Source organism: Leptospira kirschneri serovar Cynopteri str. 3522 CT, assembly GCF_000243695.2.
Lineage (GTDB): Bacteria > Spirochaetota > Leptospiria > Leptospirales > Leptospiraceae > Leptospira > Leptospira kirschneri.
Genome location: NZ_AHMN02000006.1, coordinates 24,140 through 47,995, shown reverse-complemented (window position 1 = coordinate 47,995; position 23,856 = coordinate 24,140). Strand labels below are relative to the sequence as shown.

Annotated in this window: 23 protein-coding genes; 17 read left to right on the top strand and 6 right to left on the bottom strand. The window is 35.9% G+C overall.

From position 1 onward, the window contains the following. Positions 1-985: 985 nt before the first annotated feature. A complete protein-coding gene (locus tag LEP1GSC049_RS0205670; protein ID WP_016747994.1) occupies positions 986-1,201 on the bottom strand; it encodes a hypothetical protein in 216 nt (71 codons plus the stop codon). A gap of 72 nt (positions 1,202-1,273) precedes the next feature. Between LEP1GSC049_RS0205670 and LEP1GSC049_RS217390 the strand changes: the two genes are divergently transcribed. Both LEP1GSC049_RS217390 and LEP1GSC049_RS217395 read left to right on the top strand, forming a co-directional pair. Further along, the gene (locus tag LEP1GSC049_RS217390; protein ID WP_004758540.1) at positions 1,274-2,032 is read left to right on the top strand and encodes a biotin--[acetyl-CoA-carboxylase] ligase; all 759 of its coding nucleotides are present in this window, start codon (positions 1,274-1,276) and stop codon (positions 2,030-2,032) included. A 1-nt stretch (position 2,033) separates the two neighbouring features. Then, positions 2,034-2,807 carry a type III pantothenate kinase gene (locus LEP1GSC049_RS217395; protein WP_000928025.1) on the top strand — a complete coding sequence of 258 codons (774 nt, stop codon included), beginning with the start codon at positions 2,034-2,036 and terminating at the stop codon, positions 2,805-2,807. 262 nt (positions 2,808-3,069) lie between these two features. Here LEP1GSC049_RS217395 and LEP1GSC049_RS217400 read toward each other — a convergent pair whose 3' ends face one another. The 3 genes from LEP1GSC049_RS217400 to murD all read right to left on the bottom strand — a co-directional run bounded on the left by LEP1GSC049_RS217400 (position 3,070) and on the right by murD (position 8,148). Further along, a complete protein-coding gene (locus LEP1GSC049_RS217400) occupies positions 3,070-4,968 on the bottom strand; it encodes a DUF1561 domain-containing protein (protein ID WP_016560669.1) in 1,899 nt (632 codons plus the stop codon). Positions 4,969-5,303: 335 nt separating this feature from the next. Continuing rightward, complete coding sequence (locus LEP1GSC049_RS02000000224635; protein ID WP_004757313.1) at positions 5,304-5,492, bottom strand: DUF1563 domain-containing protein; 189 nt, start codon at positions 5,490-5,492, stop codon at positions 5,304-5,306. 1,264 nt (positions 5,493-6,756) lie between these two features. After that, on the bottom strand, positions 6,757-8,148 hold the full coding sequence (murD, locus tag LEP1GSC049_RS217405) for a UDP-N-acetylmuramoyl-L-alanine--D-glutamate ligase (protein WP_016560672.1): 1,392 nt from the start codon (positions 8,146-8,148) through the stop codon (positions 6,757-6,759). A gap of 82 nt (positions 8,149-8,230) precedes the next feature. On the opposite strand from murD, the gene LEP1GSC049_RS217410 reads away from it, so the two are divergent. The 5 genes from LEP1GSC049_RS217410 to LEP1GSC049_RS217430 all read left to right on the top strand — a co-directional run bounded on the left by LEP1GSC049_RS217410 (position 8,231) and on the right by LEP1GSC049_RS217430 (position 12,809). Continuing rightward, positions 8,231-8,563 (top strand): STAS domain-containing protein, encoded by a 333-nt coding sequence (locus LEP1GSC049_RS217410; RefSeq protein ID WP_004758560.1) that lies wholly within the window; start codon positions 8,231-8,233, stop codon positions 8,561-8,563. A gap of 6 nt (positions 8,564-8,569) precedes the next feature. After that, positions 8,570-9,328: an indole-3-glycerol-phosphate synthase gene (locus tag LEP1GSC049_RS217415; RefSeq protein WP_004755478.1), complete on the top strand. Its 759-nt coding sequence runs from the start codon at positions 8,570-8,572 to the stop codon at positions 9,326-9,328. Positions 9,329-9,672: 344 nt separating this feature from the next. Next, positions 9,673-10,734 carry a dual-specificity RNA methyltransferase RlmN gene (gene rlmN, locus LEP1GSC049_RS217420; protein ID WP_004758525.1) on the top strand — a complete coding sequence of 354 codons (1,062 nt, stop codon included), beginning with the start codon at positions 9,673-9,675 and terminating at the stop codon, positions 10,732-10,734. Between the two features lie 30 nt (positions 10,735-10,764). Beyond that, the gene (locus LEP1GSC049_RS217425) at positions 10,765-11,049 is read left to right on the top strand and encodes a Cys-rich protein (RefSeq protein ID WP_004758570.1); all 285 of its coding nucleotides are present in this window, start codon (positions 10,765-10,767) and stop codon (positions 11,047-11,049) included. 14 nt (positions 11,050-11,063) lie between these two features. Further along, positions 11,064-12,809 carry an ArnT family glycosyltransferase gene (locus tag LEP1GSC049_RS217430; RefSeq protein ID WP_004758521.1) on the top strand — a complete coding sequence of 582 codons (1,746 nt, stop codon included), beginning with the start codon at positions 11,064-11,066 and terminating at the stop codon, positions 12,807-12,809. A 358-nt stretch (positions 12,810-13,167) separates the two neighbouring features. Here the strand turns inward: LEP1GSC049_RS217430 and LEP1GSC049_RS217435 are convergent, their stop codons facing one another. Beyond that, the gene (locus tag LEP1GSC049_RS217435) at positions 13,168-13,824 is read right to left on the bottom strand and encodes a type I restriction enzyme HsdR N-terminal domain-containing protein (RefSeq protein WP_080634147.1); all 657 of its coding nucleotides are present in this window, start codon (positions 13,822-13,824) and stop codon (positions 13,168-13,170) included. A 283-nt stretch (positions 13,825-14,107) separates the two neighbouring features. Here LEP1GSC049_RS217435 and LEP1GSC049_RS217440 point away from each other — a divergent pair, with 283 nt between their 5' ends. The 3 genes from LEP1GSC049_RS217440 to LEP1GSC049_RS217450 all read left to right on the top strand — a co-directional run bounded on the left by LEP1GSC049_RS217440 (position 14,108) and on the right by LEP1GSC049_RS217450 (position 17,026). Continuing rightward, positions 14,108-15,004, top strand: a complete 897-nt coding sequence (locus tag LEP1GSC049_RS217440) for a hydroxymethylglutaryl-CoA lyase (protein ID WP_004758514.1) — start codon at positions 14,108-14,110, stop codon at positions 15,002-15,004. Continuing rightward, complete coding sequence (locus LEP1GSC049_RS217445) at positions 15,001-15,921, top strand: TIGR02757 family protein (RefSeq protein WP_004758498.1); 921 nt, start codon at positions 15,001-15,003, stop codon at positions 15,919-15,921. The genes LEP1GSC049_RS217440 and LEP1GSC049_RS217445 overlap by 4 nt, the downstream gene beginning before the upstream one ends. Positions 15,922-16,165: 244 nt before the next feature. Further along, the gene (locus LEP1GSC049_RS217450; RefSeq protein ID WP_016560667.1) at positions 16,166-17,026 is read left to right on the top strand and encodes a VOC family protein; all 861 of its coding nucleotides are present in this window, start codon (positions 16,166-16,168) and stop codon (positions 17,024-17,026) included. Positions 17,027-17,254: 228 nt separating this feature from the next. Here LEP1GSC049_RS217450 and LEP1GSC049_RS2000000226030 read toward each other — a convergent pair whose 3' ends face one another. Continuing rightward, on the bottom strand, positions 17,255-17,455 hold the full coding sequence (locus LEP1GSC049_RS2000000226030; RefSeq protein WP_078131637.1) for a hypothetical protein: 201 nt from the start codon (positions 17,453-17,455) through the stop codon (positions 17,255-17,257). Positions 17,456-18,318: 863 nt separating this feature from the next. On the opposite strand from LEP1GSC049_RS2000000226030, the gene rplU reads away from it, so the two are divergent. From rplU to nadD, 7 genes are all read left to right on the top strand, one after another. Next, positions 18,319-18,633, top strand: coding sequence for a 50S ribosomal protein L21 (rplU, locus tag LEP1GSC049_RS217455; protein ID WP_000270913.1), 315 nt, complete (start codon positions 18,319-18,321; stop codon positions 18,631-18,633). Then, positions 18,630-18,956, top strand: coding sequence for a ribosomal-processing cysteine protease Prp (locus LEP1GSC049_RS217460; RefSeq protein WP_004754971.1), 327 nt, complete (start codon positions 18,630-18,632; stop codon positions 18,954-18,956). Before rplU ends, LEP1GSC049_RS217460 begins: the two co-directional genes overlap by 4 nt. Then, positions 18,946-19,200 (top strand): 50S ribosomal protein L27, encoded by a 255-nt coding sequence (rpmA, locus tag LEP1GSC049_RS217465; protein WP_000940600.1) that lies wholly within the window; start codon positions 18,946-18,948, stop codon positions 19,198-19,200. The genes LEP1GSC049_RS217460 and rpmA overlap by 11 nt, the downstream gene beginning before the upstream one ends. 114 nt (positions 19,201-19,314) lie before the next feature. Beyond that, positions 19,315-20,385 carry a GTPase ObgE gene (gene obgE, locus LEP1GSC049_RS217470; protein ID WP_025186040.1) on the top strand — a complete coding sequence of 357 codons (1,071 nt, stop codon included), beginning with the start codon at positions 19,315-19,317 and terminating at the stop codon, positions 20,383-20,385. Between the two features lie 14 nt (positions 20,386-20,399). Beyond that, entirely contained in the window at positions 20,400-21,272 is an 873-nt protein-coding gene (gene proB / locus LEP1GSC049_RS217475; protein ID WP_004762862.1) for a glutamate 5-kinase, read from the top strand. Beyond that, positions 21,269-22,519, top strand: a complete 1,251-nt coding sequence (locus tag LEP1GSC049_RS217480) for a glutamate-5-semialdehyde dehydrogenase (RefSeq protein ID WP_016560679.1) — start codon at positions 21,269-21,271, stop codon at positions 22,517-22,519. Before proB ends, LEP1GSC049_RS217480 begins: the two co-directional genes overlap by 4 nt. A gap of 3 nt (positions 22,520-22,522) precedes the next feature. Further along, the gene (gene nadD, locus LEP1GSC049_RS217485) at positions 22,523-23,125 is read left to right on the top strand and encodes a nicotinate (nicotinamide) nucleotide adenylyltransferase (RefSeq protein ID WP_004754634.1); all 603 of its coding nucleotides are present in this window, start codon (positions 22,523-22,525) and stop codon (positions 23,123-23,125) included. The last annotated feature ends 731 nt before the right edge of the window (positions 23,126-23,856 follow it).

Below are 23,856 nucleotides of genomic sequence, written 5' to 3'. Positions count from 1 at the left end.
AAGATGTGGGAACTCCCAGAAGAATCTGTTCCAAAACTTAGAACCGGTTTGAAAATTTTGAAAAGCTCATATTGAATTCAAGTAAGCGAAATGACGCGATGTAGGTTTCTTTGACTGAGAATAAAAACTATTGGATTTGGCAAGACAAGATTCATGCGGAGGATCAAACAATCCTGAAGACTCGGCCTCAGATCATTTATGATCGACGTTTATATTTTGACAATGGTGTACTTTGGACGGATGTAAGGGATCAAATTGAACTCGGTAGAATGTTTCTCTACTAAGTTGAGAAATCAATGCAATCCGTAGAATAATGTTGTTTTAGTTCACAAGATTCTAGGAACTCCTAGAGGGTTTAAGAATTATGAAAAACTGTTCGGATGTTCGTAAATCGCCATGACCGTTTTTGTGGGAACTACCACGTTTTATAATGAATTTACTAAAATGATTATAATTTTCTTTTAATGTTTTTGAGACAGGTTTAGAAAAAATCAACTTAGGAAATAGAATTGTTGAAAAATTCCATAGTGGCGATTAACAAAACTGCTTCAATTGACCGTTTTCATGAAATAGAAATAAGATAACGTAAGTTAACGCGAAAGGGATCGGATGCGGGGAAACTTTAGCAAAACGCTCTCTACCATAACCAACCCCACAAGTATTTAGATTTCAATATAGATCTGTCGGAATTACGACAAATCCTCTGTAAAACTGAGTTCCCAACCCACAACGCGATTCATAGAGAGCGTTGTGTTGAGTTATTCTAATTCTAAAATCTTCTTTCAACTTGTGGGGTTGGTTATGGCTCTCTATGGATCGCGTTTGAAATGGAATTTTAAACAATTGATTGTTATTTTCGATTCAATAGGAACTCTTGATTTATAAATAGATTTGGATTCAACTAAAATCAGTTCATTGAAAAGTATTCTTCAAGGTTTTAGAAATACATTTATCTCTAATCGTTTGTGTTTAAAAAATCTGTGTTTTAAAATCGAGACGAAAAAAGAATCAAAGTTTTCAACCTAATTAACGTGAGTTCGGTATAAGGAATCTGTTCCTTAAAATTTTGTTTTACCGCGAAAAAATGGATGTGGGAACTCTTACAAAACCTTGAAATTACCGTAAATACTAAACTGTGGGAACTACCATTTTTAGAAAATTCTTTCTCATTTTCTAATGCTCTGCTCACGTTAATTATCATTTCGTAGATAACGATTTAAATAAGAGTGATTTTCTACTTGCGCAATCCAAAGCTACTACAAAGGTATTGGCCATGCAGAATGTATTACTTCAGCCTGAAAAAGGAATTTTTTTGGATTCCGTAACTTCTACAAACACCGTTATCAAAGGTAAGGAATTTCCTCATGGGACTTGGATTGTAGCGGAAGAACAAACCGCTGGAAGGGGAAGGAAGGACCGAACCTGGGAAGTTTTTGGCGAAGAATCTTTGATCTTTTCTGGAAAAATTGGTTTGGAGAATTTTGATGCAGGACCGGGGCTTTCTCTTTTTATAGGAACTGCAGTTTGTAAAACCATTCTTTCTGTATATCCTGAACTAACTCGCGAAATCAAAATTAAATGGCCGAACGATTTATATAGAGGCAACAAAAAAGTTGCAGGAATTCTAATAGAGTCTGAAATCGAAGGTTCTTTTATGACTTTAATCATTGGAGTTGGCCTGAATCTATACGGGAAAAACGAATCGATTCCAGCTCATCTTACCGATGCGGGTTTTTTAAATACGAACCCAAATCGTGCGGGTAAAAAAAATGAAATCTTGGAAAAGTTAATTCCTTTTTTAAACGAATCGATTCTTCTTTGGAAAGATCCAGAAGGAAGAAAAAAAGAACTGATTTTGTTAAACGAATTACTTCTCTGGAAAGGGCAATCCGTTCGTTATAAAGAAGACGGACAATTACAGACTGGGATCTTAGAAGGATTGAGTGAAAACGGTTCCTTAATTTTAAAAACTCCTTCCGGAACTAGGTTGGATTTCATTGACAGTCCGGAGGATTTCCATTCTCTAAACTAAAATGCTTTTAGTAGTAGATGTAGGCAATACGAACACCGTTTTTGGAATTTTTGAAAATGGAAACAAGATCCCTCTCTTTCACAAACGAACCGTAACTAGAAAAGATAGAACGTCCGATGAACTGGGTTTGTTCTTCAGAGGATTTTTAAGAGAATTCAAAATCGAAAACGAAATGATCACCGGCGGGATTTATTCCAGCGTCGTACCTACTTTAAATCCTATCTTAGATAGAATGTTTCAAGATTGGTTTAAGATAGAGGCGATTCGAGTTCATTATCAAATGAAACTGCCTTTTTCCATTTCTTATCCAAGACCTTATGAAATCGGAGCCGATAGACTTGTAAACGCTGCGACCTGTGCGATCGATTTTCCGGGTAAATCTATCATTATCGATTTAGGAACCGCGACCACGTTTTGTGTGGTGAACGAAAAACCAGAGTATTTAGGAGGAGTAATCGCTCCTGGTTTAAAAGTTTCTATGGACGCGTTGACAAGAAATACTTCTCAACTTCCTCCGATTGTATTTCAGTCTCCTGGAAAAATTTTAGGAGATTCTACGATCGAGTCGATTCAAGCAGGATTCTTTTTTGGATGGATCGGTCTTTTGGAAGGAATTATTCGTGAAATCAAAAAAGATAAAGGACAGGATTATCAAGTCATTGGGACCGGTGGCTTAGTAACCGTAATCGATGCCGCTCATCCTGGTATTTTTGATAAGATCGATCCGCTTTTGACCTTGCGAGGTTTACAGATTTTACATTTAATGAATTCTTAATCTAAGATGAGTTTGTAAAATTTTTTTAGAAATATGAGTTCTTATTTATAGACGCTCATTTTTATAGGGATGAGTAAGATCTTCTACTTTTCCCTCTTTATCGGATATAAAATGAAATCATCTTTTCTGTTTGATCATACTGAGATTGTAACAGTAATAGAATGAGGCCATTGATTGTTCTTCACAAAGTTGACGCAGATTTTGTATTTGTAAAATTTCCATCTACGCCAACTGGCTTTTTGAAGAGACTCTTTTCGATCACTTACTTGGGCAGTGCGCACCTGCCTTCCGAACACTGATTTACCGTTGCACTGGTTGGATATTCCCCCGTGCCTCTTCTGCCTTCCCCTTCTCCAGTACAATTCCTGTTTGAGATTACTAAGTCAGTAAAATTGTGGTAAAACTCTCCTAACTGTATAGTTGCAAAATATGTCAGAGTCCTATCTGATTGTTCTAAGTTATCTATCACCTGAACCGGATCCGTAGTAGGTGTTAAATGTTGCCTGTAGAGTTCAAGTGATGTGGAAGAAGGTATTCTCGTTGGAATTACCACTAATCCTTCAGAGGTTCTCAGAATTGGAACGGCATGTCCCGCAATAGTTCCGTCTGGACGTTGTCTTCTCATTAACGCCAACCAAATACTTCCCGGAGAAGAACTTATAAGTGAGGTAATGTGAGATAACATCTCTGGCCGAGTGGTAAATTCACGAGAGGGTGTCCAGTCGTATAAAGGCATCATATTCATGGCGGATATTAATGTAAGTAGTCTAGGTCTAGTATCAGGATTGTCTGAGTTATATACCCTAGGTATATATGCCAACGAACCGTCTAATTCCGGATAACGTTGTCTAAACGAGATAAATGGATCTCTATTAGGAGCTGTATCAAAGAAATAACCCCCACTCGTAAGAGGTTCTCGAGAATGATACTCTTGGAGTTCTGCCAACATCTGAAAAGTATGAAGCAGACAAACACCACATATACCACTTGCTTCAGCATCAGTTACAGTTGAAATTGCTATATCGTAAAGTCTCTTAATCCATTCCTCAGTTAATTGAAAGTCAGATGGTAGAGTTCTTTTTACTCTTATATTATAATGTTCTTTTTTACCTGCGGGACAATACTGTTCTGTCTTTCCAAGATTACTAGCTGTGTAACGTGCCCAATTTAATAAATCTCTATCAACAAAAAACAGAGAAGTAGGACTATTGGTAGTATCCTTTTTCAAATAAGAAAGTTTAGCAGCATAGGCAACACCCCAATTCGGTCCATATCTAGTAACTCGGAGTGCATTGCCTTGATAATCCGTAATCATCCCGCCTTCTTCAGTTTCAAGATATACATTCCAATAAGCGGGATTATTCTTACTGATAGGTGCATCACTACACAATGCCCACTTAACCCAATTCCAATTATAACTATTTACCTGAGAATACATACAAGAGAGCAATCCACTGACTGGGTTGTATTGAGCAAGATGTCCACTTTCAGGATTGTAGTAGATTGGTGTTGTATTTTTATCCGAGCTTCCAGAACGAATAAAGTAACGATCATTTCCCAGTTTCCAAGAGATAGAAGTCAGAATGCTAATGTTTCCGGGAGTGGCTACTGTCTTAACCCAATCATCCATAGAAGAATCTAAGGTATGGTCATAGTAATCCCCTGAGTTTTTTGAGATATAAGCATACCATTTATAATCCTTTAACCGATAACGTTCATCTGCAGTCCAAAAAGAGTTATCCTTTACGATCCATCTCTGTAGAGGATCATTGATCGTACAAGGTTGTAGGTTTACATAATCCCAGTTTGTTTCTCCCTTAATTACACTTTCCGGTACAGTAATACACAACCATGTGTTGTTAATGTAATAAGAAATTCTTTGAAATACATCGTATCTAGCATTACTAACTTCTTGTTCCCAGCACTGCTCAATCTGAATATAACTTTTACCTCCGATAAAAACTGGAGCATAACAAAAGCTCCCTCCATCATGGATTACGATTTTGATAGGTTTATCTTTGGGTTTATCAGTAGGTCTTTGAATGATCGAACCAGGAATTTTATTCGATGGAATAGGAACACTTTCAGGATTTACACCGTAAGAGTAACCAACTCCAATCGAAGCCAACAAAACTAATAATAAAACTATCCAACGATTCATTCTTACCTCCTCTTTTTTGAAAAATTAAGACGTGGTCATGTAACCATCCATAACACTATATGAAACAGATACAGTAGTTCTTCTCTGATCCTGTTTGAAAAGTTGGACGATCCGAGTGAACGGAAGATATACAGTATCATTTATCATCGTCTTTTTGATCGTTATTAACATCTTTCAACAATTCTAATACGAATTTTTAGAATTACTCATAACTATATAATAAAGTACCTAATATTTTGCATGGAATCAGTGTTTTGTGATAAAATTAACGGTACTCAATTTTATAGAGGTCTATGATTGATCTTATAATCAGATACATCTAAGAGATTCCTTAACTAGATAACAATTGGAGAAATTAGAATTTTAAAGATTGGTATTTTGTTCTGCTTTCGATTCGTTTTGGAAATTTTTTGCACGTTATCTAAAGATGTCTGTTTTAGAAAATATTCTACATAACTTGTATATAGATTTTCTAATGTTTCTAATAAAAAGAAACTAGTTAGAATCGTTAAAACTATATTCATCATTTTCACCTTCTATTATCTTTTTTGCTCCTCAGTGAAAACAAAATTTTTCACTGTTAGGAATATTCTAATAAAGACCAATGATTATCTGTTTATTTTGAATATACATATGAATTATATTTGAATTCTGATCTGTAATCTTTTTAAATTTTGAAGGTTTATTCAGTTTTAGTCAAGTATCAATGAGATCTTTTTTGGTACATTTGATGTTTGGGGAATTTCTATAAAACGGTAAGTACAAGAATCAAATTTCTGTATGTAATTGCGTTCTGCGGTCATTAGAAAATGTAAAATTCATTCAAAATATTAGACTTTTTTTTGATTACGTCCCATATTCTTTAAAAATTATATAGTTCCTACAAATTAAGCCACATTATGAATTTTTAGATATTCATTTTTTATGATTTAGTTTTTAAACCAGATTCAGTTTTTATAAAATAGAGTTGTTGAAAAATTCCATAGTGAAAATTCGTAAAATTGCTTCAATTGTCCATTCAATCCAATACAAACAGATCAAGAATTAATTTTTCAACAACTCTAATACAAATAACTTAACCTCACAGACCCATAGGAAAGCGTTGTGCTGAGTTCAGGAAGTTCAGCGAATGCCTCTCTAAGGATCGGCATTCAGGGAGCGATGCATTGAGTTTGAGGAAAGCGTTGTGCTTTAGTTCATTCATCGATCCCTGTTGTGTTATGCTGAACTCACGTTAAAATAGATCTTTTACATTGAAAATTTAGACGTGAATTCAGCGTAAGAAAGTTTGGGCGAATGTCGGACCTACCACCACGAATTGAAATTGTAGGAACTATTACAAATCACAAGATTTTGTCAGTTGAATTTTGGGTCGTAACAACAGCCGGATTTGAAGAATGTGGGAACTATTACAAATTCAGATTTTACTGCAAAGTCTCGAAAACGTGGGAACTCCCAGGTTCAGCCAACAGAAAATAGAAAGAACGTTAATGTTTATCGCCCAATAGATAAAGAGCCAGGTCTCAAAATCTCAAAGAATTTTATCCGATCATTCATTAGAAATTTTTAATCAAATGTAGTAGTTCCTACAAATTAGGTCGAATTTGGCAATTTACGAATTTTCGAGCAGTTCTAAATATCGTTCAATTTTTGTAATAGTTCCCACATTTGTGAAACTCAATCAGGGGTGTTCGAGAAACTCAGTAAACACCTTTCTATGGTCGTTCGAGTAACTAAAGCGTCTCACTTCTACGGTCGTTCGACGGGATTTGGACAAACTCAAAAAATTTAAGAATCAATTTGATCTAGAAAGACTTTCACTAAGGAAAGAAAATGGTTTCCCCTTTCTTCAAAGTTCTTATATTGATCAAAACTCGCACAAGCCGGAGAAAAAACGAAAGACGAAATTGAAATACCATGGGAAAGACGAAATATACTATCTTTGTCCGAATCTGCGGCTGTAAGTATATATCCTTTTTTGAATATTTCAAAAGTATCATTTAGATTTTCGACACAGTGTAGTTTTTCTCCGATTATATTTCTAATGCCGTTTTCCCAAACGGATCGAGCCTCTCCGAATAAAACAACACAGCCAATTCCCTTAATTAGAAAATCATAAAGTGGTTTCGGGTCTTCCTGTTTAGGCCTACCTCCTAAAATTAAACAAGTCTGATCTAGATTTTTCCAAGTGGCCATTCCTGCGAGCATACTATGTAAGTTCGTCGATTTAGAATCGTTAATAAACGAAATTCCTAATTTTTCACCAGCGATTTGAAAACGATGAGGTAGACCTCTAAAAAGAGGAATCCTAGTTTGGATTGATTCAGGCTTTTCGCCTATCTCTTCCGCAGCAAGAATGGAAGCCGCGAGATTTTCTCTATTATGACTTCCTGGAAGATAAAACTTGGAGATGTCATATATAAACTTTGAAGTTTTGATTTTCAGAGAGCTTTCGTCTAAAAACGCGTTTGAACCAGGGGTTTTTCCGAAACTAAGAAGTTTACATTGATAAGAAGTAGAATTTAAAATTCTTTCTTTGATTTTTTCAGAAACGATCAAAGAATGATTCGAATTAGATAGATCCGCGATTTTAAGTTTAGCTTGGAAATAATTTTCCATCGTTTTGTGTCTTTCTAAATGATCAGAAGCAAGATTTAGAAACACGGAAACATTTAGATGAAGAGGGGACGAATCTTCAAGTTGATAACTAGAGAGTTCCAGAACGGCGAGAGAGATGGATTCTTTACAAAAAGAAGTAAAGGGAATCCCTAAATTGCCACCTTCTTTTAAATCAGGAAAACCCTGTTTCAAAAGGTGCGCGATTAAAGAAGTAGTAGTAGATTTGCCATCGGTTCCGGTGATGCCTATGATTTTTCCTTTAAAAAAATATCTTCCTAAATCAATCTCCGATATAACCGGAATTTTTTTATCCACAGCATAAGAAAGGATCGGATGAGTTGGTAAAATTCCGGGAGATTTAATAATCAATGAAATTTCAGGAAGAGACTGAGGGGGAATATGGTCTGGAAAAAAGGGAACAACGCTTCTTTCGGGTTGATTTTGATCACAAAGAATTGGTTGGGCTTTTTCGGAGATTAAAAAATTAAGGGCCGAGTTTCCGGAGATTCCTCCCCCTAAAACCAGAATTTTTAGGCCTTTTAAGGACTCTGGAAATTTCATTTTTAAATCGTTGAACAGTGATTGACAGGTTATTTTCGCCCCCGATAGTTGTCAGTAGCAAAAAACTATAAGGATTATTCCCTTGCTCGATCATAAAGTAAGCGACGGTGTTTTGATTGTTTATCTCAAAGGACGTTTGGATGTATCCATTGCCAACGAGGTAGAGGAAAATCTAAATGATCTGATCGACAATCAAGGCCATAAAAAAGTAATTCTGAATATGCAAGAAGTGGATTATATGTCTTCTTCTGGTTTTAGAGCGTGTATTTCCACTTTAAGAAAGTTGAATTCCAAAGAAGGCGCATTAAAAATTAGTAATATTAAGCCTGCCGTCAAAAGGATTTTTGACGTAATCGAGCTAACTTCTCTTTTTGATATTTGCGAAACCGAAGACGAGGCTTTAAAGTCCTTTTAAAACCGAATGTCTTCTTCTCAACTTCACCGGGTCCTCCGGGAAATCATTTCTACAAAACAAAACGAAATCGAAAAAATCTCAACCTGGGACCCTTTACCGTATCGTGGTCTTAGTCTTCGTGATTCTTTAAAGAGTAGGACCTTTTCCATCATCGCAGAGTGTAAACGGAAAAGTCCCTCGGCAGGTGAACTTCGCGCGGATTATCGTCCGGTTCAAATTGCTAAAACATACGAAGAGTTAGGCGCTTCGGCTATTTCTGTACTTACGGATCGGAATTATTTCGGAGGTTCTTTGGAAGATCTAAAGAACGTTTCTTCGGAATTGAAAATTCCAGTTTTAAGAAAAGATTTTATTCTAGATGAAATTCAGATTCGGGAAGCGAGGGCTTTCGGTGCATCCGCAATTTTATTGATCGTCAGAATTTTGACTCCGGAACAGATCCGGTCTTTTCTAAAGTCTGCTTCTTCTTTGGGAATGGATTGTTTGGTTGAAGTTCATACTTCGGATGAGGCAAAACTTGCCCTGGATTGTGGCGCGGAAATTATCGGAATCAATACGAGAGATTTAGATACGTTTCAAATTCATCAGAATCTGGTGGAAGAAGTATCCGCTTTCTTGCCACCTAATATAGTAAAGGTGGGCGAATCCGGTATAAAAAACCGTTCCGATTTGGACACTTTCCGTAAATTAGTGGACGCGGCTTTGATTGGGACTTATTTTATGGAAAAACAGGATCTTCGAAAAGCTTGGTTGGAATTATTTTAGAATTATTTTATATTCTAAAATACATTTCCCTGAAATTTTTTTGCTGAGTTCAGCTAACAAAGTTGAGTTATTTATTCGTCAAAATTTTCTTCGTGAATTCAAGTTAAAAGTTTGTTCTAAAACCTTAAAAGAAATTGGTTATAATCATTTTGGTAAGTTCATTATAAAACGTAAAAACTCACACAAATTAGGTTTTATCAGTTGAATTTTAGGTCGGAACTACATCTCGATTCGTCAAAATACGTAAATTTGTAAGTAAGGAATTACCTTATGAAATGAACTTATCGTTTGAAAAGAGTATCCCTCCTAAGGAGCTGAAAAAAAAACGACCAAGAAGGTCGTTTATGATTTCAGAAACATTTGAAGAAAACCAAACCGGGAAAATACCGTTAAAAGGAAGAACTCAAAAAGAACTTTCCGAAATCATGATTGCTCTCGGAGAAAAACCTTTCCGAGCCAAACAAATCTATCATGGTTTGTATGTAAATCGTTACGAAACCTGGGACGAATTTACTACATTCTCCAAAACCCTCAAAGAAAAACTTGAAGAACTTTGTTCTCTCACTCGTCTTCAAGTTGTAAAACAACTTAAGTCTGTAGATGGAACGCAGAAATTCACGTTCACATCCCAATCAGGAAATGGAAAAGAATTCGAGGCCGTTTGGATTCCATCCGGAGATGGCGGAAGAAAAACCATCTGCATCTCCTCCCAGGTAGGTTGTACTCTCAATTGTAAATTCTGCGCCACTGCAAAATTAGAATTTCAAGGAAATCTAAAGGCACACGAGATAGTAGACCAGATATTACAAGTGGAAAAAATTGTAAAAGACAAGGCGACTAACGTTGTATTTATGGGAATGGGGGAACCGCTTCATAATTATTTTAATGTAATTCGCGCGGCCTCTATCTTTCACGATCCGGATGCGCTCAATCTAGGAGCCAAAAGAATTACGATTTCAACTTCCGGGGTAGTCAACGGAATCAGACGTTTTATCCAGAACAAAGAACCTTATAACTTTGCAATCTCATTGAATCATCCGGATCCAAACGGTAGATTACAAATTATGGATATTGAGGAGAAATTTTCACTTCCCGAACTTTTACAAGCGGCAAAAGATTTTACGAGAGAGTTAAAAAGAAGAATCACTTTCGAATACGTGATGATTCCTGGAGTGAACATGGGATCTGAAAACGCAAACAAACTCGTAAAAATTGCCAAGTCACTCGATTGTAAGATCAACGTGATTCCTCTCAATACCGAATTTTTCGGTTGGAGAAGACCTACTCGAGAGGAAATCACAGAGTTTATCGCTCTTCTCGAACCCGCCGGAGTTCCTATACTCAATAGAAGGTCGCCCGGCAAAGATATTTTTGGAGCTTGTGGAATGCTCGCTTCAAAAAGTTGACCTACACTTTCGTTTCCGAAAAATGGGGCCATGAATCCAAAAAGGACTATTATTCTTTTTTTATATCTTTTATCTTTCGTTTCCTGTCAGGAATACGTTCAACAAAAATGCAATTCCGCTTGTAAGTTCTTCGTTCAATGTGCGATGAACGACTTTAAACATGTAAAAGTTACGGAGTTGGAAAAAAATCAAATGATGATCGATTGTGAAAGCGGTTGTATCCGTGAACAGGGTTTTGTTCTTCCTTGTTTTGAATCTGAAACCACATGCAAAGGTTTTAATACTTGCGTGATGGAATCTGGATTTATGGATTAACGAAGGGAGTTTTTATGAATCAAATTTCTGTAGACAATAAACAGCTGATCTCTGTTCGGATTCTTTTTATATTTCTGATCATTTCCGTTTTACCTTTGATACTTACTCTCCCTTTGGATGTGATCGATATAGATTCCTCTCAATACGCGGAAATTTCCAGGGAGATGGTGGAGGGAGGAAATCCTTTTTTTATCAGAGACAATGGCAGAAGGTATTTAGATAAACCGATTCTTACGTTTTGGAAAATATCACTTTCTTTTTTGATTTTTGGTTATCAAAATTTTGCGTTTCGTCTTCCGGCTCTTTTGTTCACTTTTTTTTCCTTTTGGGGAATTTTTAAACTTACCGAACTTTATTCCGAAAGTCGTTTGAGGGCTTGGATCTCTGTATTTTTATACGCACTTTCTCCGGGACTTTATTCTATGGTAGTGGATCCTAAGATAGACGTTTATTTAACTCCCTATCTAATTTTAGTTCATACCTTTTATTATTTAGGTTTTAAAAGAAATAAAAATTATTATTATCTAATGTATTTTGCCATGGGATTGGGTTTTATCACAAAAGGGCCGATTGCTATGGTAATTCCAAGTATTTCTATCGGAGGAGATATTTTATTTCGAAGGGATTGGAGACGACTTTTGGAAATGAAATTATTTCCGGGGGTGTTACTTGCGATTTTACCTCCACTTTTATGGTCGATTCCGTTGTATCTTGAATTTCAAACCTATGGTCCTTATTTCTTTTTATGGATTCAGTCATTTGGTCGTTTTTATGTAAAGATGTACAATCAGAAATTCAATCCGTTGTTTTTTTATTCCAATTTTTCTTGGGCTTTCGGAGTTTTTATACTTCCATTTTTCGGATTTGTATCTGATCGAATTTTGATTTTCTTTAAAGAAAAAAAAGGAAAAGAAGTAATTCAAAATATACTAAAAAATGAATATTCTAATCTAGATTTTGTTCCCGGTTTTTGGTTGTTTTTATTTTTATTTTTGATTAGTTTTTCCAGGTATCAACTTCCTCAATATATCTATTGGTGTTTACCGGCAGCAGCAGTAGTCGGTTCCGGAGTTTTGGAATCGATTTTACTTTCTCTTAAAGATCAAAATAAAAAAAATCGGATCGATCAGTTAAATCAAAATCTACTTTTGATTACCGCTGCCGTTTTTTTGATTGCTGTTTTAATAATGCCTTGGGTTAGCATTGAAGTAGGTTGGAGTTATCTAATTCTTCCTTTGGTTTATTTAGGAATTTTTCTTTGGGTGTTTTTTAGATCTTCTGCGGCGGAAAGATTACTTGCGTCTTGGATTTTTCCGGTTTCTCTCTTTTTTTCGATCGTGAGTTTATATCTCTATCCTATGTTGACTTCGTTTCAGCCTTCTAAAGAAATTGGAATTTGGATTCGTGAATACGAACCTAACAGAGATAAGTTGCTTCTTTTTGGAGTTCCCGCTTCTAAAAGATCGTATGCTTATTATTCTAGAAGAATTTCGAGAACTTTGTTTGATCCGGCGGTTTTAATCGATTCGGTTCAAAAAGACGGCCAACGTTATCTGGTGGTTCAAGACAAATGGTTGCCTAGAGTAGAAGAGTTTTTCGGTAAGGACCTACGGTTTGAGACGGTGAAAGAGTTTCCTTCTTACAAGGTAGCAACTCCGGAAGGTAAGTTTTTTTTAAAGTTTCAAAGGGATCAGGTTGTAGGTAAGGTAATTTTGATGAGAGCTTCTCGAAAAGATTTTAAAAAAAATGAAAGTTTTTAAAAAAAGGTGAGGGGAATTTTTAAGTTTCTCCCGAAAAATGAATTAGGCTAAATTGTGAGCCTGGTTTGGTTTTGGTCCCTGGGTAAAACCGGGGACTGCTTTTCCTGGATTAGAGAACTTCTATAAAATCTAAAATTCTACAATCAAGTTTTTTCATAAAATCGTAGTTTGGCGACTAAGATCGATTAAAAATGGTCCCCATTCAGTTGGTTCAAAGATTTTTCTAAAAATTAATTTTCTTCTTATATTTGTTTGCTGTTTAAATTAAAAGAAACGGTAAGCTTTTATTTAGGACTTTATATGTAAACTACCCATTTTATGCACAGAGAGTAAGAGTAGTTTACATTATCAAAAATCTTTAATTTAAGGGAATCTCTTCATTGAGAAGATTTTTTTGTGTTTCAGTTTCGTTAACTGCTGATGACATATTCTCTTTTTTAGGTGCGGGCGAGGAATTTCTAAGATAAGTGTTTGCAGCTTTCTGAATTTTTTTCTTTGCGTCGACTGCCTTATCACCCTCTAAAGCATCCCTCTTGATTACATCAGACCGAAGCACTTCTTCAATTTCGTCGTTCTCAATCTTAACACCTGGAGTAAGTCTTTTTAATTCCCGTTTGATTACGTCCAAGACCGTTTCAGTTAAGATCATTTGACCTATATAATATTTACTTAATGCTTGTTTTTGAGAATGATATTCATCAAGAAGCGATTTTCCAAGCGCTTCTTTACATAAATAATATATAGGTTCTATATGATTTTCAATTTTCGGATTGATGTTAGAAAAATTTATTTCATAGACCATTTCCTTATCTATGGGTTTGGAAAATGTGATTCTATATATTTGCCAGTTCATCCCATTTGTCAAGATTACCCATTCTATTCCAGAATTTGCTCCGTAATCGATGGCTTGCCTGATATAGTCGTCTTTCAATTCTAGTCCGATGGCTTTTATCTCTATCAAAAGTTTTACCTTCCCATCTATCTTTATAGCCAAATCGCAAAACGTTTTTTTAATTAACGTGAGCAGGGCGTAACGCGAAAGGGATCGATGCGGGGTCAATAAACTAAAAATAAAGACGAAATATTGTATAATGTTTCTTTAATGCAATTGATTGATTGGAGTTGAAAGTGGTCCGGTACGCCCAAACTTTATTAAATCGAATTCACATTATTTGAATGTTAAACTATTGGATTAGATACTCTTTTTGTATAACCCTGAGTAAAATAGTATTTTCATAATCGTTTTGGTCTTAATTTGGCTTGCAGGTTTTTTACTATAAGGATCGAATAAGAAGCAAATGGAAATAAAAATCACAGAAGTGGGGCCGCGCGACGGACTACAAAACGAAAAATCCCCGGTTTCTACAGAGGTCAAAGCGGAATTTATTCAACGTTTGATCCGTGCCGGTTTAAAAAATATAGAAACGACGTCTTTTGTTAAAAAAGATTCCATTCCTCAATTAGCGGATTCCGCCGAACTCTCCGCCCTTTTGGAATTAAACGGTTCCGTTTCTTTTTCGGCTCTGACCCCGAACCTCAAAGGTTACGAAGCCGCTAAAAACGCAGGTTATAAAGAAGTCGCGGTTTTTACGGCGGCTTCCGAATCGTTTACTAAAAAGAACATCAATCGAACGATCTCCGAATCCATAGAGGGGTTTAAAGATATATTCAAATATTCTAAAATAGATGGGATTCGAGTAAGAGGTTATGTTTCTACTGTGATCGATTGTCCTTATGAAGGTAAGATGAATCCAAAAAAAGTATTAGAAGTTTCTAAAATTCTTTTGGATTTAGGCGCTTACGAAATTTCTTTGGGAGAAACCATAGGCACCGGAGTTCCTACAGAAGTAGAAAAACTTTTAGAAGTTCTTTTAAAAGAGATTCCTGAAGATAAACTAGCGGGTCATTTTCACGATACGTACGGAATGGCGATTGCAAACGTGGAAAAGTCTTATTCTATGGGTATTCGTTCTTTTGATTCTTCTGCGGGCGGTTTAGGTGGATGTCCTTATGCAAAAGGTGCTGCGGGAAATTTAGCCACAGATGATCTTGTATATTTTTTGGAGAAGTCGGGTGTTTCTACTGGGATTGATCCGAACCTTTTGTGGGAAGCGTCTTCATTTATGGAAAAGTCTCTTTCGAAAGAGTTACAATCTAGAACTTTCTTAGCGACTAAAAAGAAAAAAGAGTCTTGAATCGATCTTCTCAAAAAATTAAAAGAGTACTGGAAACTTTACTTTTAGAATACCAGACTGCGGAGTATCTCAGATCCGATCCGATCGAGTTTCCACACGCTTTTTCTGATTTTAGAGATAGAGAAATTTCCGGTTTTATATCTGCATTGTTTTCTTACGGAAACGTTACCGCGATTAAGGATCATCTCAGACGTATCTTTGCAATTTGTGGAAATTCTCCCTATCGTTTTCTTTTGAACGAGGATCTTAAGTCGATTCAAAAAGATCTCAAGCCGTATCGTTTTCAAAAACCTGCAGACGTTTTTCTTTTTTTGCAAACGATTCAAAATCAACTTAGAGCTACTAAAGACCATAAACTTGAATCTCTTTTTTCCTTGCCTGAAGAAGGGGAATTTCAACTTTCTTCAAGAGATCAAAAATCTTTTTTAGAAGGTGGTTCTTTAAGGCGTAGAATTTTATCGTTTCAACTTCGATTTTTGAAAGTATCTTCAAAAATCGATTCTAATCAAACTGAAAGTTACGGATATAAATTTTTAATCGGTCAAGGAATCCGATCTACTTCTTTAAAAAGATATTCTATGTTTCTAAGATGGATGGTTCGAAAAGAATTTCCTGATTTTGGAATTTATTCCTCGATTTCTCCTTCGGAGTTACAATTTCCTTTGGACGTGCATATTCAAAGAATTGCAAGTGTTTTAAATCTGAGTTCTCGTCGTACTTCCGATTGGAAAAAAGCAGAAGAGATCACCGATTTTTTTCGTACAATCTTTCCGGATGATCCTGTAAAAGGGGATTTCGCGTTGAGTCGTTTGGGAATTTTAAAAAAGTGTAAATCAAAGTATCTGAGGGAACTCTGTGGATCTTGCGGAATCAAATCTATTTGCAAAGTTTATGAAGGATTTCAAAGTAATTATTAGAGTTGTTGAAAAATTAATTCTTGATTTGTTTCCGTTGTATTACTTTATAACTATATAATAAAGTGCCTAATATTTTACATAGAATCAGCGTTTTATGATAAAATTAACTGTACTCAATTTTATAGAGTTCAGTAAAATGGACAATTGAAGCAATTTTGCGAATCTTCACTATGGAATTTTTTAACAGCTCTATTGACTAAAAAAAATAAAAGAAATTTAAAATTTCCGAATATATCCAAACCAAATGCAAAAGATAACACCATTTTTGATGTTCGATAATAATTTAGGAGAAGCGTTGAAGCTCTATGCTTCTACTTTTTCTGATTGGAAGCTTTTAAGTCAAAATCAAACCGGTGACATGGTAATGTCCGCTACGTTTGCAATTTCCGGAAAGGAGATTTTATCTTTCAACGGAGGTCCTCATTTTAAATTCACACCTGCGATTTCCTTTTTTCTATCTTGTCAAACTTCCAAAGAAGTAGAAAAGATATGGGCTTCTTTGTCTCAAGAAGGAATTGTGTTGATGGAACTTCAAGAGTATCCTTTCAGCGAAAAGTTTGGTTGGCTGCAGGACAAATTTGGAGTTTCTTGGCAGGTTCATTTATCGAAAGAAGGAAATGATCTAGTGCCATTTTTAATGTTCGTGGGAAAACAACACGGAAAGGCGGAAGAAGCGATTCGTTTTTATACTTCTCGATTTCCAAATTCTAAAATAAAAGATATACAACGTTATGCGAAAGATAAAGGCGAAAAAGAAGGAACTGTTCAACGTTCCGTATTTTCAATTGCCGGTCAGGATTTAATGGCAATAGATAGCGGTTTGGATCATACTTTCACGTTCAGTGAAGCATATTCTTTTTTTGTAAAGTGCGAGACACAAGCAGAAATAGACGAGTATTGGGAAAAACTTTCCTTCCAAGGAGAAAAACAAAAATGCGGTTGGGTAAAGGATCAGTTCGGAGTAAGTTGGCAGATCATTCCACTAATTTTAGGAGATTACCTACAAGATAAAGATCCTAAAAAATCACAGAGGGTATTACAGGCAATGTTGCAAATGGATAAAATCGACATTGCCAAACTGAAACAAGCCTATGATTCTAATTGACGCGAGTTTGGTGTAAGTCTTTAAATTTTAAATAAGACTTAATTTTTACGGAAAAAAACGAATGTAGGATATTCAAAAAGTTGAAACAATAATCCTTTAGAAATTTCTAATTAAATATCGCAATTCCTACATTTACAGTAAACCCTAAATGAATTCAAAATAGGTTTTTAAAATTTATGAATGGTGCGAGTTCCTACATTTCAAAATACAACTGTAATTCTAACAAGGTTATGGGAATTTTTGTAATCGTTTTACAAGAAATATTATTATAACGTGAGTTCGTGAAGGGATTCTGAAAAAAGTTTGGATTTGGACTTTATAGATTGATTTTTTAAATGTGGGAACTACTGCAAAATTTCGTTCGGAAAAATATGATTTAAAATCGCAAAAAAGATAAAAAGAGACGTAATCTGTGGGAACTACCGTAATTTAAAAGATAGAAGTTTATAACAATTGAATCTGTCGTATTCAAATGTGGGAACTATTACAAAACGTAGGTTTGTCTGTAAAATGATGTGGGAACTACTGCAAATCAAGATTTTACGAATAAATTCTAAAATTGTAGGAACTCATACTTTTAGAAATTCTTTCTCATTTTCTTACGCGGAACTCGCGTTATTATAGTATGAGTTGGCGTAAAGAATACCTACAAAACCGTCTTTTCAGAGTTATTCGACTATTTCTTTTGTAGGAGTTCTTACGTGTTACGTCTATTTCGCAAGTTGATGAATTTTCGAATATTAAGCTTGTATATGAGTTCCCACATATCCAAAGATTTCAGTACAAGTCTCTTTGGAATTTGGAAATGATTTCAGATTTTAGTAATTCATAGATAATATCAATGTTTTGTAATAATGAAACAACTCTTGGAAACTTGTTCCAATTTGAACGAATCTTAGGGCGAAATCCGATCAAGTTTCAATTAGATCCTAGAAAAACTAGGAACTCATCAAACATAAAATTTAGAAAAAATTCCGAACTTCAGATGATGGTACTTATTATTATGGATCTCTATCAAATTGAGTTCCTAATAAGGCTGTTGAAAACTCCACATAGTGGAGATTCGTAAAACTGCTTTCATTAACCGTTTCCATGAAACAAAAACAGATGGAAAATTCATTTTTCAACAACTCTAATCTTGAAGTGCAAGTGAATTGGGTTCGGTACTTGATTATATAGCTCCTTGAGTAAAAAGAATTCCTTTCCAATATCATAGGATCGAATTTCCCCTTGACCGACAAGTCTTGTCGACCAAATTGGTTGAAAACGACTCCAAAATAGGCCGGAAAGAAATGTACGCAATTATTTCAGTTGGAAACAGACAATATAAGGTAACCCAGGATCAGGAATTTCTGACCGAAAAAACCGGCAAAAACGCGGGTGAATCCTTTGACGCAAAAGTATTACTTTTCGCGGAATCCAACAATAAAGTTCATATCGGGCAGCCTGAATTGAAAACTGCTCGGGTTTCTTTAAAAGTACTCGAAGACGTAAAAGGGGATAAAATCCATGGATACGTTTATAAGAGAAGAAAAAACTATCAAAAAGCTTGGGGCCACAGACAACAGCTCCAAAAAGTAAAAGTAGTTTCTCTTTCTGCGGTTTGATCCGAATTCGGATTACTCGGACTGGAGAATTTTATTCTTCCTTGGAAAGTGAGGGACATTCCTCCATTTCTCTTGGAAAAAAAGGCGAGAATCTTCTTTGTTCTGCCGTTTCGGTTTTGGTTCAGACATTATATCTGTACCTATTACAATCCGGCAAAACAAAACCTGCTGAAATCCGAGATGGGTATCTTCGGTTTGAAGTTCTTGGACAAGATGTATTGATACAAAATAGTTTCGATTTGGTTCTCTCCGGATTAAAAAATCTAAAGAACCAATATCCGACAGAAATTGAACTGATAGGAGTACTAGAAAATGGCACATAAAAAAGGTGGAGGATCCTCGAAAAACGGTAGGGATTCAAATTCCCAGAGATTAGGGGTAAAACGTTTTGGAGGAGAATCCGTTCTCGCAGGAAACATTTTAGTTCGCCAAAGAGGAACAAAATTCCGTCCAGGCAACAACGTAGGACTCGGTAAAGATCACACGTTATTCGCGCTTGTGACCGGAAAAGTGAAGTTCGAAATGGTTACCAAATTAAAAATGCAGGTTTCCGTTTACCCGGAATAACCTTCATAGTTCAATTCGAACCGGATGAACCGCAGTTTCCTGCCCGTTTCTGGGTCCGGACTCTGCGGTTTTTTGTTTTTTAATCAGTTTCAAAATTTAGAATATTCAAATATTATGGAATCCTTTGTAGATGAAGTCGCCATAGAAGTTTTCGCCGGTCACGGAGGAGCTGGGTCCGTTCATTTCCGCAGAGAGAAATACGTCGAGTTTGGAGGTCCGGACGGAGGAGGCGGAGGAATCGGGGGGAATGTGGTCATTCGTCCCAATCTTTCCATGTATACCCTGGATAAATATCTATCTAAAAGAAAATTTAAAGCCCAAGCGGGATTCCCCGGAGTAGGAGATAACTGTTCCGGTAAAAAAGGAGAAGACTTGGTTTTGTTTGTTCCTCTCGGAACACAAATCTATGACGAGGAAACGGGGGACCTACTATTCGATTTTGTATCCGATTCCCAAGAATTTGTAGTAGTACGTGGAGGTAGAGGGGGAAAGGGGAATGCACATTTTAAAACTTCCACCAATCAAACTCCACGTTTTGCACAACCGGGCGAAGAAGGAGAATATAAATTCCTGCGTCTTTCTCTCAAATTGTTAGCGGACGTGGGAATTGTAGGTTTGCCGAATGCAGGCAAATCTACTTTGATCTCTAAAATTACAGACGCACATCCAAAGATAGCAGGTTACGCGTTTACAACACTTTCTCCTAACCTAGGCGTTGTTAAACGAAGAGGAGATATTTTCCGTTTTACCATCGCTGATATTCCCGGAATTATCGAAGGTGCTAGTATGGGGATCGGACTTGGACTCTCTTTTTTGCGTCATATCGAAAGAGTCAAAGGAATATTATATTTGTTTGATGCATCTTCTCTCGACATTGAAGAAGATCTTAAGATGCTTCGAAACGAACTTTCCACTTATAATCCAGAATTATTAAATCGACCTTATCTGATCGTATTGAATAAGATCGATATTTGGAATGATCCTGAGTTTACAAAGGATGTGATCGCGAAGGTATCACACTTAGGAAAGGTAGTTGCGATTTCCGCAGATCAAGAAATAAATTTAGAAGAACTTTTAGAAAATATGGATGAAACTTTTTTCAAAAATGAAATCGAAAAGATTCTAAATCCAATCAAAGATACAAAGCCTATCTCTTCGGATGAATCGGATATTTTCGAAAGTTAAAGGATAAAAATAGAATGAAACCGGAACGAAACTCACTTTCTGAAAAGATCCGTAACGCGGAAAAAATCGTTATCAAAGTAGGTTCGGCAAGGCTTTCCGGACTTCCATCTGAGGTAAACGATTTTCTATTTCAATTAGTAAGTGATATTCGTTATCTTAGAGATCTAGGAAAGAAGGTGATCTTAGTTTCTTCGGGAGCAATTGCAAGAGGAAGGCTTTTGTTAAGCGAACTTCCTTCTACAATTTCTTCTCAGGATTCACTTTCCGAAAAACAAGCGTTAGCCGCAATGGGTCAAAATAGACTTGTCAATCTCTATGACAGTTTTTTTTCCAAAGTCAATTTGAGTATCGCGCAGATCCTTTTTGGGGTTTTGGATTTGGAATCTAAAGAAGGTTATAAAAATCTAAAGAACACGTTTACCCAACTTTTAGAATGGGGAATACTTCCGGTGGTAAACGAAAATGATTCCGTTGCAACCGAAGAAGTAAATTTTGGAGACAATGATATGCTTTCCGCTTTGGTAAGTTTAATCGTAGAGGCTGATCTTTTGATCATACTTACGGGTGTGGAAGGTTTTTTGAAAGAAGAGAAAGTTGTACCTTTTTTGGAGAAAATTTCCAAAGAAGATTTAGGCCTTGCGGGTGGTCCTAGTGGACCTGGTACAGGTGGAATGTTCACTAAACTTAAATCTGCGGGTTTGTTATCTGAGGCGGGAATTCCGACCGCGATTCTAAATGGAAAAAAAATGCACGTGATTCGTGAGTTTTTAGAAAAAAATTTAATAGGAACGTTAGTTGCTCCTTCTGGAAGCCGCGTTTTTTCTGAAGAGGATGTAAAAGAAATCATCCGTAAAAATAGGAACGGGAACGGAGGGAATCATTTATGAAGGAAATTGAATATGTCCAGGACTTATGTTCTCGGGCCAAAAAGGCTTCAAAAATTCTGAAACAACTTTCTTCTTCCAAAAAAAATAAAATTCTTTTGAGTTTAGCTGATATATTAGAAAAACGTAAAACAGAAATACTTTCGGCTAACGAATTGGACCTGAGAGACGGAAAGGAAAAACAACTTTCTTCTGCATTGATGGATCGTTTACTTTTAAACGAAAAAAGGATTTTTACTATGGCTTCTGCAGTTCGTGAGATCGCAGTGCTTCCGGATCCTATCGGAGAGGTGACAAGAGGTATAACCCTTCCAAACGGTCTAGAACTAGTAACTAGGAGAGTTCCGCTTGGGGTAGTGATGGTCATCTACGAATCCCGTCCAAACGTAACCATCGACGTAGGTGCCCTTTCTTTTAAATCGGGAAATGCTTGTATTCTTAGGGGTGGGAGCGAGGCATTTTATTCCAACGAAATTCTAATAAAATTATTTCATGAAATTCTAATAAAAGAGGAAGTTGATATAGGTTCTGTCACTTTCGTAGATAAAACGGATCGTTCCTTTATGATCCCTTTTCTTCAACAGACTTCTTTAATAGACATCGTGGTTCCTAGAGGAGGAGAGGGGTTGATTCGATTTGTTTCAGAAAATTCTAAAATTCCTGTTGTCAAACACGATAAGGGAGTTTGTAACCTTTATATCGATCAAGATGCAGATCCGGAAAAAGTAATTCCGATCGTGGTCAATTCTAAGGTGCAAAGGCCCGGAGTATGTAATTCTACTGAGAATTTAATTCTTCATAACGGCTATCCATTTAGGAAAGAATTATTAGAGGCGCTTGCAAAAGAAGGTGTAGAACTATTACTGGATCCTTCGGCTCTTGCTTTGTATCCAAAGGGAAAACCGGCTAAAGAACAAGATTATCTAGAAGAATTTTTAGATCTTCGTCTTTCCGTCAAGACGGTATCTTCTTTAGAAGAAGCGTTGACGTTTATCGAAAAAACTTCTTCTGGTCATACGGAAGCGATTGTCACGGAAGATTTAAACACGGCTAGAATTTTCACGAACTCTTTGGATTCAGCGGCTTTGTTTATTAATTGTTCCACTCGGTTTCATGACGGTGGAGAATTTGGGTTAGGGGCCGAAGTAGGAATTTCTACCGGGAAACTACACGTCCGTGGTCCGATGGGTTTAGTTCATCTTACTACCACAACAACGTATGTTACCGGGAACGGACAGATCCGAGGTTGATTTTTGGATTCTTCCATCCTTACTGGAATTTTTGGGGGAAGTTTTGATCCTCCTCACGAAGGACATTCAGAAATTTTAAAGTCTTTTTTTGGGGAAGTTCCGGATTGTAAGGAAGTTTTTGTGATTCCAAACCGCCAGAACCCTCTTAAAGAAGAAAAAATTTCTTTGCCCGAAAATATATTAGAAATGTTGAATCTATTTGTTTCCGATTTTTCGCAATCCATTCGAATTTTGGATTTGGAATTGAACCGTGGTGGCGGTCCTAGTTATACGATTCAAACGATCCAAGAATTAAAAACTATATACCCAAATCGAAAATTTGTGCTTTTGATCGGAGAAGACAATTATGCCAATTTTCACAAATGGAAGGATTGGAAAAAGATTCTCACAGAAGTAGAAAAAATTTTTGTGTTTCGTAGGTTCTCGAAAGAAGTCCCGCTGAATTCTCATCTCAACTCTCTGATTCAATTTCAGTTTTTGAAAAATCCTTTAATTCCAGTGACTTCTACGGATTTAAGAAAGTCTTTTTTTCAATTTAAAATTCCCAATCTGATTTCAAAAAAAGTTTTGGATTATATCTTAAAAAATAAACTTTATTCTAAATAACTTGAGTTAGTGTAAGATTCGTTTTATAAAAACCTGATTTTTCCATAAAAAATAAATGTTTAAAAATTTGTAATGCGACTTAATCTGTGGGAACTCTCACAAATCGCGAATTGCCAGTTAAACTTTGAAAATTGTGGGAACTACTATAAAATACAAAAAGAATCATCGTCCATCTGATTTCTGCACAAAACCGCTGTTTTGCGGTCATCAAAATTTAAATCCAATTTTAACGTGAATTCAGCTGAATAAAAATTTTCTAAAAAGTATGAGTTCCTACAATTTTAGAATTTATTTGTAAAATCGTGATTTGTAATAGCTCCCACACTTGAATACGATAGATTCAAGTGTTATCAGCTTTTATTTTATAAATTGTGTTAGTTCCCACATTGAAAGAATCGATCTGTAAAGTTCAGATTTCAATTTTTTCAAAATCATGGGTTTTCTACATCGAGTTCACGTTAAATGGTACCCACGAATTTTATTTCAAAAAGTCTGTTTAAATGGAAAATATTAGATACTTTGTTATATAATTAACGTGGTTTTGGATATAACGCGAAAGAAATCGATGCGGGGAAACTCAGCAGAACGCTCTACCATAACAAGTATTTGGATCTCAATACAAATCTGTCGGAATTACGACAAATTCTCTGTAAAACTGAGTTCCCACCCCACAACGCGATTCATAGAGAGCGTTGTATTGAGTTATTTTGATTCTAAAATCTTCTTTCAAC